Raw genomic sequence first — 13,254 nt, 5'->3', positions numbered from 1 at the left:
CTTGATATAGTATTAACCGTTGACTCGCACACGTTTTTCCGAATTCGCTATACTGCAGTAACTTTTGAGCAATGAAAAGTTTCACTTTTCTCCGCAAAATATTACAGATCTATTGTTCATACCATTCATTCAATCAATTTCAAATTGTTGATACGCTCGATCTTTTGACCCAAAACTAAAACTTCAATATATTTTTCGTTTAACCACTCTAATGCTACTTGCCCTTCTTCTTTCAAGATAACGCCTCGCTGGCTTTTATACTGAAAGTTCTCTTTTGCCCATAACAATAGTATCTTTACATATTCTAACGTCTCAATTTCACATGTACTGTCCTCTTCATCTTCTTCTGCAAAGATATCTTCATAAGTTGTAAAAGACTGGTCAGATCTTATTAAGTTCACATTCCCTCCACCTTCGTATAACGTTATTTCCCCTTTCAGTAATTCGATTAAGTTTCCGATCTCTTCCTGGATCGTGGCGAAGTCTCCAAATATATCCGATCCCAAAGAATTACTAATCAGATAACCATTCTTTAACGATGAATCAATGCCTAAGTCCACGATAACTTCGTTGAAATCTTCTTTATATTCAATGGTATACCTGTATTTAATCATGTTTGTATCTCCAATCTTTTTATTACAATGGACAGGCGGATGTAATCATATCAATATAGCCCACAATAATTTATTCAGCACCTCTATTTGCTGTCCTGTCACCTTCTTTGGTTATTTTCTGCATACAAAAAAGCTCATTCCTCACAACGTTCAGGTGGGAAGAGCTTTCGGATTTTTATAACATCAATCGGGGTCATACGGCAACGTTTTTAGTGCTTTCATATCTTCCCAACGGTACACCCAATACTTGGACTATGAATACTATGGACATATAAGATAAACGAACTTTCGTTGTTCCTCCAAATGATTTATGATTCACAATCAGTGAGTTAAGAATGTAAACCCAATCTTTTTTTTACCATATCTAATAAATTATAAATCTCCTGTTTAGCTTCTGGGTGCTCCTCCACGTACTTCTCACTGTAAATCATCAAATAGTTATAAAATTCATCATGCTCCATCACTGCCATTACATCTTCATCGTATGCTGGAGGCTCTCCAATAAAACACACTTTCTGATTACCAATATACTCTTCCTCTTCTGGCATATGATAGGATGAAAATTGTACCTCCAGAGGACCTGAACCATAACCATGTCTCTCATGATCTCCGAAGTATGTTAAAGCTCTCGGAAAATCAATAATCCAGAAATAAGATTCGACTGATCTATCTATTTCAGCTTTTGTTGTCAAAATTTTGTACATCATATCTCTCCTCCGATATTAATTAAAAAGCAGGATAAAAGTTCTTTATGTTCCCTTTGTCATCTACGAACCCCACAAATTTCAACCCATTTAGTTCTCCTTTAACTATTCCGTTTTTCACGTTTCCAGCCTGTATTTGTGGCTCCAGAGCTGCTTTTCCCCAATTATACATTTTTTCGTTAGAGATAATATTGGGATCGTATACTGTTTTGGGATCATTCACTCTCTTCCCAACCACATTTCCATTTGTGTCCGTTATCGGTTCAAAGATACTTTTATCTGATTCACTTCGCTTCAAGGACGGAATTTGATATTCCACCTCGTATATTCCCTAAATGTTGTGCTTATTGGGTTCCCCTATAATATAATCCTTTTTAATATTCAATCCATACTTATCTGCGTCTTCTTGTAAGGTTTCGTTAAATTTGTTCATATTATGACCACCAGATACTCCAGGCCTGCTACCTCTCTTAAATCCATCAACGTTTACTAAATGATCATATGGTCTATGCAATTTCTCTGCATCACTTACATGTCCACTTATTACACTCTTAGATACTTGCCCCGTAACCTCAGAACCCCTCTTTTGCCCATTCGCTTTCCTCGCCTCAGCTGCTTCCAAATTCTTTTTAATCTTCGCCACAGCTGGATGAGAAGAAGGCAACCGAAAAGGCCCTTTGCCACCTGGCATACTCCCACGAACCATCTGAAATGCCATAAATAGCTGGCTGAACTTCAGAGAAGTCAACATCATCTGAGCATACTTATCGGATACAGGCTCGCCTGTGAAGGGATGAATTCTATTTTCAAAAGCTTTGATCTGCATCGCATAAATATCTTCCCCGGCGCTTCAGCATCCGTAGCTTGCATCCGATTGATATCCAAATGCCCCTGATCCTTCTTATATGCCTGAAGGGCTGCCTGATCCGTAACACCATTCTCGTTCACAGGCATCCACATCAGCTTCCCATACACATTGACTTGCGCCATCCGGTAGCCTTTATCATCTGAACCGGCATAATATCTTGAGGTCTTCATCATTACTCCCGCACCTAGAGCACTAACAGCACTGCCAAGACTCACTTTTTCAGCATCGACATTCTCAAATCGCGTGGCGATATCCTTCAGTTCCATAGAGGTGTTTACCATACTTTCCAGCGCCTTCTGCAATACAGGACGTGACCGCGCAAACTCATCATAAAAACGCTCCTGCGTCACACCCAGCCCATCTGCTGAAGGAACATGATCTGTCTTGTGAGATCCTCCCGTATATGCTCCAATTGTTGTCTCGCCTGATCCACTTGATTCGATAGGTGATGTAACTGTTCAGGGGTAACTTTAATGGTATTCATCCATTTTCACCGCTCAGCTAAGATATGATAGGACTATGTTAGCAGAAGTTTAATGGCAATTACATCCGGCTAACCTCCTGATTTCACTGCATGAATCCATGCTCAGAATGATTTATATCCGTCCCTCAGCCCCATACGATCTCTATGTAGGTGTATACATGTTCCAGAGAATTTTCCTTTTACGACTACAGGATACTGTGGCATTTTACTACGACAAGCCGAAAACTTTAACAAATCATAGTATTAATGAAGAAACTTGACTCGTGCGGATGATTAGGTGTACTATATGTTTGTATAAATGGAATATATTACAATTTAAATATTTATTTTGGAATCTTATATTTTCAAGATGGGTATCAGGTCTTACCATAAATAAGATATCAATGCGTATAAATGAGTTTTACATTTTGTCTGCAACACATAATCATTGGCAGGCATTCATTTTACATATACATTCCTACTTCATAGAGTTTTCTAGCCTGTAGAGTTCTACCTCCTTAATTTCTTTTTCAGTAAAGAAAAAAGGGGAAGAACCATCTCTTTAAAAGAAAGGAGGGCAAGAGACTTTAAGCTGCAAGCAGGTCTATTTGTCGTAACCGCATGTTCTAGTAAAAGAATACCCATAACAAGAAAGGTGGAATTTATTGCTATGAGAAAATTGATTAGTTTAGCTCTTATTCTTGTTCTAGTGCTTTCATTTAATGTAGCTGCCTATGCAGACGGTGATGTGACTCAAGCCAAACCTATGACAAAAGAAGAAATTATTAATTCCAAAGAATTCCGTGAAGCTGTGAAAGCAGCTAAGGCTGAATTTGAATCCCAGAAGGCTGATAATGCGGGTGGTCCAGTTCTGTTTGCACCTGCTCCGAAAGTATCTCACATTAATGTATATGGTGTCGTATCTCCTAATGGCGGCCAAGAAATTTACGGCTTCAATAACAACCCACTGTCCACAACCAATGATCATGGTGGGGCTTGGATTCAGTGTATTACTTTCCAGATCGGTTATGACAGCAGTCACTACGGCACACTCGCCGGCAATACAATGACAAACAACTGGTCTGAAGCTATTGATCTGGACGGTGACCGTGTCGTAGATGCTTGGGCCTATTCTTGGGTTTATGAAGCGCCTACTACAGGGGGACAATTTGTAGGTACAGTCTATTCCATTAATATTCCAACACAGTGGACCGCTTGGATTAATATTCGTTAACATGAAGGGTGTAATATGAATATTGGAGGAATTGCTATCCTGGTTCTATCCTGAGGAATACGGGAAGTACGCCCAAAAGCTCATCAGCTTTGGATACGAATTCAATCGCACCTAAATTGGATGTGACAGCTCACTCTTCTGCTAACAATTATGTTAGTACATTTTCTCAGGCGGCCTTGAAGAATGCGTCTCAAGAAGGTCCAGGATGCGTGGAACAAAGCATAGGAAAGAAACAGTGGCTTCAATCCCTTAACTGATGCTGATGGTAAACTTGCAGCTTCCGTTAACAAGTGCTAAAGGCTCTGCCCAGCTTGCGTTAGAAAAGCATTTTTTAGAGTCCTTTCTATCCTATCTGGATTGATGGACACGGATTTGATTCTTGATCAGGCGCAGGGATATACATCCCCTGCGTCTTTTCTCATTGTGACATTACCCTTAGAGAAGTAGCAGAGCAACATTGCAGGGGCATTGCAGAATATCTTGACATGACAAGCCGGGGGTTACAGCCCGCCTTTGGGGAGTCTTCTCCATGTGATTATTTCACGAAAAATATTTTCCTGAATGCAAATCTTCTATTTCTTGAGAGAGTTTTTTAGTATGCGGCTTCATATAACTTTGAGCTTTTTGCAAAATATCCGTATGCCCACCAAGATTATACAATATGGTCGTAGATAACACTTGGTACTCCAAAAAAGAGCAAGATCTGCATCACCATTGGAATTCGGTAAGTTAGAGTTGTCCATATTGTGCTTCGCACCTATGCCTGTTACAGTAACTTGATTGAATATTGTAATTAAATCCCATATATTCGGTAAATTGTACAGATGGATCTATTCCCTTTTTTTGTGTTACCATCGCTAATGTTGTGTACATAACAAAAACATTATGGGGGTTTACTTAATTGCGGAAAAAGAAAGTTTTAATATCACTCGGAGGACTATTTCTCTTCGTCACTAGCTTAAGTTTATTTGCAGGGGTGGGTGCTGCTTCTAAACCAGTTACATTTGATACTTCAACTCCGATTACATTTAACACGCAGGAAGACTTTAATGCCAAAAAAATTCCACCTGGTTTTGACAAGAAAGAAAATATTGAAACCGGCAAAAAATTAGGCATTGATGTAAAATCAGCGCAAAGCGAAGCTACCACCTTCAGTAAAAAATTGCGGGCAGCTTTCAATAAAGATTCTATAACGGTAAATCAAGAACTTACAAGTGATGGAGAATACCTTGTTGGTAGCGGAGGTAGTATTGATCTTAACATGGATGGTCAGAAACATAACTTATCCATTTTAAGTTCTTTGGTCTCTCATTTTGAATTAAAAAATGGCACTCATCTGTTGACTGGAAGTTTTGAAACTGAGATCAAACAAGATGATGGTACTCTCGTTCCATCCACAGTTAGTTTCACAAGTATTGTCGAAACCGGGGAAGGAATTTACAGCGTAACTATGGGTACCATTGAAGATGGACCCGTTGTACTAATGTTTGGTGATGATAGTTTTGCGACGCAAGAAATTCGTGACATCATCAGAGCGCAAGCCAACTTTGAGGAGGATGCTCTCTAATGAAAAATATGAACAAATCCAGTATCGCAATTGTTATAGCTTTGATCATTTTCACTGCAATCTCCTCCGCACCTGCACACGCTCAAAATATGGGGGAATACTACCACAAAGGAAATGCGTATAGCAGCTACTACGACAGTGGAAATCAAGCAATTAATGGCTGGAGTACGGTCGTTATGGCTACTTCATCAAGAATGGCTAGTCAAGGCAGTCTCGGGTACACATCGATTCAAGCTTGGGCAAGACTGGATACTCTTAACGCTCAATACAGCCCTTACTATGCACCAACAGTTGTCGCCATTGAGACTAAGATGAAAACAACTACAACAAGTAGTGATAGAGACTTTTATTTAATCCAAACCAATCCTGGTCATAATGTGAAGAAACATTCCGTGGATTCATTTATTTTCGACTTGATTGATTATAGAATTCCCGGAGTAAGTTTGGTGGGTAAGTTAGCGGAGAACTATGCAAATGGTTTCACTTCAGGTACGGAACAAAACTTATCCAATCCCAAAAACGGTACTTTAACGTTCTTAAATCCAACTAATGCTAGTTTGTCTAACAATATTAGTTGGAAAGATGCTAACCAGGTTATAGGCTCCAAAAAGAATTCTGGGGCAGCAGCAGAATTCCACTTCACTGTGGCAAATGGTAATCAAATTAACGTTGCACCTCAAGCTCGGGTACAATATGGATTATATACAACCAACACCATAATTCCTATTAAATTGTGGTCAAACTATGCGTACGTGAACCATACGTTGAATTAATGATGATGAAAAAACAATCTAAGATCATCATAGTTGTTGTCGTTCTTTTGATTATTGCTGCTTCAACTTTTGTTTTAATTGAAAACTCAATCAGTAAGAAAGAAATTGAGATTAATTCGAAGTATTATACTGGTTTTGTTGCGAGAGTACAGAAATTGGATGATACACTTTCTCAAACCAGTGAGATAGAGACTAATAATGAAGTTGAGCAAATGTTTGAAGTGTATACTTCCATTATTTTAGTGAATGACCAATTAACTCTCTTAAAAGAAAATACTAAAACTTTTCCCGAACTAAATGTTCTTATCAATGACTTTTTAATATTCAGGGGTGAATACGGTTATCTTGTAAGAGATCAATTAAAAGGTAGTCGTGCAGATTCTGAAGTTCTCATGAAAGTGGTCAAACAGGTCAAATTATTCTTGACTGACTTGCCAAACGAATACGAGAATTCGAAGGAATTTTCGGATCAGTTTAGTAAAGCTTCTGAGCATATTAAACCTTTACTACATCTTAACTTCTAATTTATTTGAGCCGCGGTTGCGGCTCTTTTTCTGCTTTTAATGATCCCCCTTCATCCAAAACCTCATCTTACATCCCCACTCAAGGGCACGATCATCTCAATATCAAGTTCATAATCCATACCCACCGTTGTACTGCAGGCTACTGTCCCTCTGCTTGTATGAATACATACGTACTCTCGTCGGATCGTTCTTCTGAAAAAGCGAAATTCAACCGATCAAAGTTTCTTACGTCCTTCACATCTGTAATCTTATGTTCTGCCATATAACGTACCATTTCACCTCTGGCCATCTTGGCCCAGGTTGCCTTTTCAACAAGCTTCCCATTGACCATTTGTCCGAATACACAAGTAATGAACCGGGTTTCCTCACTCAGAAAAGGCAGAATATTTTTGCTATACTCTTTGGAAGCCAGATTTAGGATGTAATTGCTTTCAGATTGAAGCTGATCTGCGAGTTTGCTACCCCAGAATTGATAGAGCGATTTGAAGCCCGGACCTTGCAGCTTGCCCTGCATCTCCAACCGATATGGTGTAACCCCATCCAAAGGCCGCAACATGCCATAAAAACCGGATAAAATACGTAAATGCTGCTGAAGATACGCTAATTCCTCATTTTGAAAAACACCCGGAGCCATATATTGATACTGAATACCCTCATAGGCATATATTGCTGGTGTCAGATTTGCTTTAATATTCATATTCTGAATCCGCTCCACGTTCTGTTCGGCGATTGCATCGTTACACTTCCACATCGCTTTGAGTTCGTCATAGGATAACTCTTGAAGCAGACTCAATAGCTGTTCTGACTCGTTTATAAACCGCGGCATCTGCGCGATAGCCATAAGATCGGTATCAATCTTCATCTTTTTAGCTGGTGATATGATAATTCTCATCGTGCTAATCCATCCTTAATCTACCGTTGTTTTTGTCGTTATCCATTGTACAGGATTGGACAGGTGAATCCAATGCCATGGCTTAACTAAATCCCTCATGGTACCTTTGAAAAGACTCAAAATGAACAAGTCAGCCCTCGATTGGACCGGCTTGTTCATTAGAATTCAACACATTAAATTGGTGAGAAAGCAAGGCGTGCAACTCAAACCGCTATTAGGGAGATACGCTCCCCGCGCCGCTATTTTGCTCTGTTTTTGTAGTTGGCAATTGAATCATTGGCGTATTTGACCCACTTACATATGGAAGTGCTCCATCCCATTTCTTGATGGTCTCATATTCAACGAGTTGACTCGATAATGATTGTTGAAGCTCTTTATTTGCTTTAGCTTGACCTTCTGCTTCGATCAATAGTTTGTCTGCATTACCTTGCGCTTCCACGCGCTTGCGATCTGCTTCTTTCTTGGCGATCTCAAGTTCAGTCGTTTTACGTTCCAGTTCTTGAGAAGCTTCGACACGCTTATCGATTGCTTCCTGAGTCTTGGCGTCAGGTTGAGGAACACCTACAGTAACGTTGGATACAATAAAGCCTAACTCTTTAACGTCATCAGAAAAACGTTGTTGCACGTCTACCCCTGCTTCGGATGACTTTTCACCATACACATCAATGACTGTAAACTTGGAAATACCTTTACGAGCTGCGTCACGGAAACGTGTCTTGAGATATGTATCCTCAATTTCTTGAATGCTAATTGGCCCAAATGTATTAAAGATAGAAGATACTTTACTTGGTTCTACTTGGTAGTTGTAAGCAAAATCGATTGTGATGTTTTTCCCGTCAGAAGTAGCAATCTGAATATCTCTGTATTCCACCGTTTGAATTCGGATAGGATATTTCGTCACTTTGTCAAACGCTCCAACGAGTTTCCACCCTTGACTCAGTGTGCTATCTTTTACGCCTCCATTTGGTGAATAAACGACCCCAACATATCCATTAGGAATTCGTGTTAAAAAGAAGGTCACCATTAGCACTCCCACTATAATAACTAATGCAACCGCAATTGCCCCTACCCTAAACGTCTTTGAATTTTTCATCACCATTCTCCTCTTGTTTGAATTTATTGTATTTCTTCAAAATTCTACTACCTATTTTATTGAATAGCGGGAACATTAATGACTATAGAATAAATGCTAGGATAAAAATTAAAATGATTCCCCCAATAAATGGCATATTCGTCCTCCCCTCTATGGATGTAACCGAGTACAAATTTATAAATGGTAACTAATTATATCCTCCTTTATATATACTTTGTAAATTCGTATTAGGTTTCAAGGATCTTCAGCGCTTGAACTGAAGAAAATGGTGAGTCAGTGACATCCTTTACCCGGTTATTCCTATCAAGAAAGTGACCATCAATTCATCTGACAATTATGGATCAGGCCATAGTTGCACCCATTGCTCTTCTCTCTGGGTGTATACAACTTCCTGTGGATTGTCCTTTAATTTGACGACTACAGGATACTGTGGCATTTTACTGCGACGAGCAGTGATGCTAATGATATCATGTTCATCCATACCCTTTTCAACGATTAAATACGTTCTTAAACCATCTTCAAGCTCCTTCATATCATTCTTATAGGAGCCATACCATGTGACTGAAGCTATGACTATTAATGTGATTACAATCAATGATTCCTTTAGAAACTTCAATTCTATTCACCACCATTTAAGTAATTTCTAAAACACAAGAGTCCAAATTTGATCCGAAACAGAACTACCAAAAATGTTGTTATAAGCTAGTCAGAATCTTCCCCTTACATCCATTTGGACAGAATCTCTACTATTATAAATTGAATATGATGCCAAAAAAGCCGCCATGTAGGCGACTTTGATGATACCCTCTAACTAAGCAGTATACTTTGTTTCAGTTAATCATTTAGCAGTCGCAGCCATTTTTGTGATCTTATCGGCAATATCTTCTGCTTGTAACAGGGATGAGAATGAATCCGCCGCGAAATATTTCTCCATTTCAATCTCGATCACATGATTATTTTTGACTGCATCTAAGGATGTCCACGTCGCTGGAAGATTGGTTGGCTCTTGACCTTCAACTTTGAGCACGATGACGTAATCACCCACATAATCGTTTACAGTCTCCCATGACACTTCAATACGATCCTCATTTTTGTCAATGATATCACTTTTTACTTTAGGCGTTGGATTCAGACCCAAGATATCGTATGTAGCTCTGCCCCCACGCTCGCCTGCATTGCCGATTACCATCAAGAATTTGTCTACCGTAACGTAATCCACAATCGAGATCGTTGCATCTTTTGGAATGACATTTTTGATTTTATTGCGGGCAGCTTCGGTACGTTTTACAAAATCAGCATTCCACTTCTCAGCTTCTTCTCGTCGACCCAGGATATCGCCCATTGCCGTAATTTCTTCCTGAATGGTGGAGTACTTGCTTGTCTCGAATACAACGGTGGGTGCAATTTTAGAGTAACTTTCGTAGGCTGCCGGATTCCAAGTAATAATTACATCTGGAGACAAGTCCAACACCTTCTCCAAAGAAATACTTCCCTCCAACCCAATATCTTCAACGGTGTCAGGCAAATAAGGTTTTAGAAACTTTGCAAAGTTCATTTGTGTACTGGAAGCGCCAACTGGCGTTACCCCTACAGCTAAGACCGGCCCCAAGTCCCAGTCCACAACAACCCGTTTGGGATGTACAGGAACACTCACTTCTCCCATGACCGTTGATAATTTGCGCGTGCTTGTATCTTCTTTGGCCTCGTTGGAAGTCACATTTTGAGTAGACTCTGCACTCTGATTTGAATTTCCACCTGCTGCTCCCTGATTATTCGTTCGACTGGAGTTCCCACTTGTGCAAGCTGAAAGTATAATCGTAAAACATAACATGAGTGTTAATACCATCTTTGATCTTGTTCCTTTAAACATCTGCCAATCTCCTTCTGTTTTATATTGATAATGATTATCATTAATAACATAACAAGAAGAAGAATGTTTGCCCATAGAGGATACGAACCCTTCCCATGGACTATCTGAATCGACCAAGCTATCTTTCATTTTCTTTTTATATTGACCCGGTGTCATCCCGACCTGCTTCTTGAACAGACGTGTGAAATAAAAAACGTCACTATACCCTACACTTGAAGCAATCTCCTGTGCCGTAGCATCTGTGCGAATCATTAATTCCTTCGCTTTAGCCATCCGCGCCTGAATCACATATTCAATAGGGCTTCTCCCCGTACGGAGTTTGAATTGCTTCGATAAATATTGAATGCTGTAATTCCATAGTTCGGCCAATGACTCAAGCGAAATCGATTCATTGTAATGTTCGTGAATGTACTGGATAATCTCTTCTACCATATCCGTTTCTTTTGAGGTAACCCCTTGAAGCTTAAGTTGCTGAACAAGTGTATATACGAACTGGTAAAAGCCGATTTTCACATGAAAACGTTCAAACACCTGTCTACGACTCCATTCCTCATACATGGAATCCACATGGCGATATAGATTAAGCGGAGCGAGAGGCTGGTAGGCATACGGTAGTTGAAAAGGGTTGTTCATGTCATAGTTATGCTGAATCTCTTTACTAGCTTTGGGAGACATACTACCTCTATATAAAATGTAATAGTACGTGACCTCATCTTGCCCGGCCTCGATCCTGATCCTGCTTCCTTTTCCTGCATGTAGTAGATAAAACCGTTTAAATATATGTATATCTTCATCCAGTGAAATGGTGCCTTGTCCTTGCACGATATATATAAAACCACTGACTGGAAGAAGGTATTGCTGCTTCCCCCCACTACTTATTACAAGTTGGCGAATATCCACCAGCTGAATCGATGAATTGTCCCACATTTGAATATACTCTTCCCAGTTCACTATTTTTCTCCCCCGATAGACCCCATACTGAACCTATTATTCAGTAATAAATTCATTTGTAATCCTTTGATGATATTCGATAACGATAATCATTGTCAATTGAAAAGAGGGCATACTCCTTCTGACACGCTTTCGTCTGGTCTCATTCTCAGCTACCATGCGCCTAATTGTCATTCATCATCCCCAGATGAATCTCACCATAACGATTATGTTTTTAAGTTATGCTTGTTTCCAAAAAAAAGGTGAAAAAACAGGTGAATCATTATGATTAACCTATTGGGATTAGTATGGAATATTCTGATACTTGATGTGGGTCTAAACACATCCTTTTCTTGAAAAAAAGTTTCAAACATGAAATTCACATTCACAGATCTAGTACATATGTAACTTAATAACTATAGGAAGGAGAACAAGTCCTCTTTTGTATGGGCTAGAGACAAAAGAAAATTAATATTTATATAAAATCAGTTGCAATGGTTACTATTTAATACTCACTTTCACTATCATGGATTAGGTGATTTGGTGTGACGGCATTTAGGGAAACTACTACATCCATAGAAAGGTCCTCTTGGACCAGATTGTTTAATAAGATCATTCCCGCATTTTGGACAAATGTTCTCGTCTCGATCTATTTCAGCGACATCAACTTGAGGAGTAGCAGTTCCCTGAGGATTCACAGCTAGGATCATTTCAATTAAAGCTTCACGATTAAACAACTTCACTTTATTTGACTTTGCGAGTTCATAGGCAGCTGAAGTATAATCACTATTGGATACAACCCAAGCTTCAGCGGTTCCATAATGCGCAACTGAAGACTGTGCTTCTTGTACTGCCTTAATTCCTACATTTTTACTGTAACGCTTAGCTTGAACAGAAATTCGCTTTCCGTCTTTTGATAAGATTAAATCAGCTCCGAAATCACCAACTGCTTTCGTAACCTGGACCTTATAGCCTTGAGAACGAAAAAGATAAGCAAGGTAATGTTCAAATTTTATTCCATCCATTTGATCAATCTCTGCTATTCCCGACTTTTTTAAGCGCTTAATTCTTTTACTTTGAATATTAATCATTAACACAACAACACCAACAACTCCAAGCAATCCAATGACAAACGAAGCTTTCCAAGAGCTTGTTAACAAGTATGTGCCCGCACTACCTCCCAGCATGGCTATACCAGCTAACCCTTTAAATAATTCCTCTTCTTTCCTTACTCCACTTTTCTTTCTTACCATATTTCTTCCTCCATTAAAACCAGTATTCCTTAAGAAATTAATACAGGATCACATATTTAGATATTCCTATTCAGGGAACAACTTTGCATCTTAACGTTCTTCAAAATTATAACCGCCTTTTCTTGGGAGCTCCTCTTCAAAGTCACATGAGGCAACTGCTTTATATCCTGAATCCCATAATTTTGTCAGAATTTTTGAGATTTCTGTGATATAGAGCGTTTCTTCTACACCCTCAATTGGCTCTATATCAAGATAATATTTATAATATAGAAACTCATCACTCCCCCTATTTCTTCTTTCTTCATCAAAATCCCCATTATTAAATATTAATATTTCAGCTTGTTCAGTCACAATGCTAGAACCTGCAGCAGAGCCCTTAACCATTATTGATACTGTTTCTACAACTGATGTTTTCTCCAAATCAGTATCTAAAAATATTTTTGTAAACAAATCATATTGATATTCCACT

16 protein-coding genes are annotated in these 13,254 nt (G+C 39.1%); 4 read left to right on the top strand and 12 right to left on the bottom strand.

Features of this window, described 5'->3' with window-relative positions; all coding sequences use genetic code 11:
- Nucleotides 1-125: 125 nt before the first annotated feature.
- The 6 genes from ACDJ59_RS05800 to ACDJ59_RS05775 all read right to left on the bottom strand — a co-directional run bounded on the left by ACDJ59_RS05800 (nt 126) and on the right by ACDJ59_RS05775 (nt 2,670).
- The gene (locus ACDJ59_RS05800) at nt 126-614 is read right to left on the bottom strand and encodes a hypothetical protein (RefSeq protein WP_413407949.1); all 489 of its coding nucleotides are present in this window, start codon (nt 612-614) and stop codon (nt 126-128) included.
- A gap of 329 nt (nt 615-943) precedes the next feature.
- Complete coding sequence (gene cdiI / locus ACDJ59_RS05795; RefSeq protein WP_413407948.1) at nt 944-1,321, bottom strand: ribonuclease toxin immunity protein CdiI; 378 nt, start codon at nt 1,319-1,321, stop codon at nt 944-946.
- Nucleotides 1,322-1,340: 19 nt separating this feature from the next.
- On the bottom strand, nt 1,341-1,637 hold the full coding sequence (locus ACDJ59_RS05790; protein ID WP_413407947.1) for an EndoU domain-containing protein: 297 nt from the start codon (nt 1,635-1,637) through the stop codon (nt 1,341-1,343).
- Between the two features lie 12 nt (nt 1,638-1,649).
- Nucleotides 1,650-2,036, bottom strand: coding sequence for a hypothetical protein (locus ACDJ59_RS05785; RefSeq protein WP_413407946.1), 387 nt, complete (start codon nt 2,034-2,036; stop codon nt 1,650-1,652).
- Nucleotides 2,037-2,068: 32 nt separating this feature from the next.
- Nucleotides 2,069-2,536, bottom strand: a complete 468-nt coding sequence (locus ACDJ59_RS05780) for a hypothetical protein (protein WP_413407945.1) — start codon at nt 2,534-2,536, stop codon at nt 2,069-2,071.
- Nucleotides 2,533-2,670, bottom strand: coding sequence for a hypothetical protein (locus tag ACDJ59_RS05775; RefSeq protein ID WP_413407944.1), 138 nt, complete (start codon nt 2,668-2,670; stop codon nt 2,533-2,535). Before ACDJ59_RS05775 ends, ACDJ59_RS05780 begins: the two co-directional genes overlap by 4 nt.
- Nucleotides 2,671-3,319: 649 nt before the next feature.
- Between ACDJ59_RS05775 and ACDJ59_RS05770 the strand changes: the two genes are divergently transcribed.
- The 4 genes from ACDJ59_RS05770 to ACDJ59_RS05755 all read left to right on the top strand — a co-directional run bounded on the left by ACDJ59_RS05770 (nt 3,320) and on the right by ACDJ59_RS05755 (nt 6,747).
- Nucleotides 3,320-3,883 (top strand): DUF4879 domain-containing protein, encoded by a 564-nt coding sequence (locus ACDJ59_RS05770; protein ID WP_413407943.1) that lies wholly within the window; start codon nt 3,320-3,322, stop codon nt 3,881-3,883.
- Nucleotides 3,884-4,784: 901 nt separating this feature from the next.
- On the top strand, nt 4,785-5,450 hold the full coding sequence (locus tag ACDJ59_RS05765) for a hypothetical protein (RefSeq protein ID WP_413407942.1): 666 nt from the start codon (nt 4,785-4,787) through the stop codon (nt 5,448-5,450).
- A complete protein-coding gene (locus tag ACDJ59_RS05760; protein ID WP_413407941.1) occupies nt 5,450-6,223 on the top strand; it encodes a hypothetical protein in 774 nt (257 codons plus the stop codon). Before ACDJ59_RS05765 ends, ACDJ59_RS05760 begins: the two co-directional genes overlap by 1 nt.
- Nucleotides 6,223-6,747, top strand: a complete 525-nt coding sequence (locus ACDJ59_RS05755; protein WP_413407940.1) for a hypothetical protein — start codon at nt 6,223-6,225, stop codon at nt 6,745-6,747. Before ACDJ59_RS05760 ends, ACDJ59_RS05755 begins: the two co-directional genes overlap by 1 nt.
- Nucleotides 6,748-6,886: 139 nt before the next feature.
- On the opposite strand, the gene yaaA is transcribed toward ACDJ59_RS05755, so the two are convergent.
- From yaaA to ACDJ59_RS05725, 6 genes are all read right to left on the bottom strand, one after another.
- Complete coding sequence (yaaA, locus tag ACDJ59_RS05750; protein WP_413407939.1) at nt 6,887-7,639, bottom strand: peroxide stress protein YaaA; 753 nt, start codon at nt 7,637-7,639, stop codon at nt 6,887-6,889.
- Nucleotides 7,640-7,853: 214 nt separating this feature from the next.
- On the bottom strand, nt 7,854-8,732 hold the full coding sequence (locus tag ACDJ59_RS05745; RefSeq protein ID WP_081746030.1) for a prohibitin family protein: 879 nt from the start codon (nt 8,730-8,732) through the stop codon (nt 7,854-7,856).
- Between the two features lie 334 nt (nt 8,733-9,066).
- A complete protein-coding gene (locus ACDJ59_RS05740; protein WP_413407938.1) occupies nt 9,067-9,264 on the bottom strand; it encodes a hypothetical protein in 198 nt (65 codons plus the stop codon).
- A gap of 306 nt (nt 9,265-9,570) precedes the next feature.
- Complete coding sequence (locus tag ACDJ59_RS05735; RefSeq protein WP_413407937.1) at nt 9,571-11,553, bottom strand: AraC family transcriptional regulator; 1,983 nt, start codon at nt 11,551-11,553, stop codon at nt 9,571-9,573.
- A 503-nt stretch (nt 11,554-12,056) separates the two neighbouring features.
- On the bottom strand, nt 12,057-12,785 hold the full coding sequence (locus ACDJ59_RS05730) for a restriction endonuclease (protein ID WP_413407936.1): 729 nt from the start codon (nt 12,783-12,785) through the stop codon (nt 12,057-12,059).
- Nucleotides 12,786-12,875: 90 nt separating this feature from the next.
- A complete protein-coding gene (locus ACDJ59_RS05725) occupies nt 12,876-13,253 on the bottom strand; it encodes a 1,4-dihydroxy-6-naphthoate synthase (RefSeq protein ID WP_413407935.1) in 378 nt (125 codons plus the stop codon).
- Nucleotide 13,254: the final 1 nt, after the last annotated feature.

Origin of the sequence: Paenibacillus amylolyticus, assembly GCF_047302515.1 — a bacterium.
Taxonomy (GTDB): Bacteria; Bacillota; Bacilli; order Paenibacillales; family Paenibacillaceae; genus Paenibacillus; species Paenibacillus amylolyticus_G.
This window is presented reverse-complemented; position numbering and strand designations above follow the sequence as displayed.

Bases quoted from the DNA above. Each gene is read 5' to 3' on its own strand.
- ACDJ59_RS05755 (WP_413407940.1), top strand. From the start codon at position 6,223: ATGATGATGAAAAAACAATCTAAGATCATCATAGTTGTTGTCGTTCTT.
- ACDJ59_RS05775 (WP_413407944.1), bottom strand. From the start codon at position 2,670: ATGAATACCATTAAAGTTACCCCTGAACAGTTACATCACCTATCGAAT.
- ACDJ59_RS05745 (WP_081746030.1), bottom strand. From the start codon at position 8,732: ATGAAAAATTCAAAGACGTTTAGGGTAGGGGCAATTGCGGTTGCATTA.
- cdiI (WP_413407948.1), bottom strand. From the start codon at position 1,321: ATGATGTACAAAATTTTGACAACAAAAGCTGAAATAGATAGATCAGTC.
- ACDJ59_RS05740 (WP_413407938.1), bottom strand. From the start codon at position 9,264: ATGAAGGAGCTTGAAGATGGTTTAAGAACGTATTTAATCGTTGAAAAG.
- ACDJ59_RS05730 (WP_413407936.1), bottom strand. From the start codon at position 12,785: ATGGTAAGAAAGAAAAGTGGAGTAAGGAAAGAAGAGGAATTATTTAAA.
- ACDJ59_RS05770 (WP_413407943.1), top strand. From the start codon at position 3,320: ATGAGAAAATTGATTAGTTTAGCTCTTATTCTTGTTCTAGTGCTTTCA.
- ACDJ59_RS05785 (WP_413407946.1), bottom strand. From the start codon at position 2,036: ATGGCATTTCAGATGGTTCGTGGGAGTATGCCAGGTGGCAAAGGGCCT.
- yaaA (WP_413407939.1), bottom strand. From the start codon at position 7,639: ATGAGAATTATCATATCACCAGCTAAAAAGATGAAGATTGATACCGAT.
- ACDJ59_RS05800 (WP_413407949.1), bottom strand. From the start codon at position 614: ATGATTAAATACAGGTATACCATTGAATATAAAGAAGATTTCAACGAA.
- ACDJ59_RS05760 (WP_413407941.1), top strand. From the start codon at position 5,450: ATGAAAAATATGAACAAATCCAGTATCGCAATTGTTATAGCTTTGATC.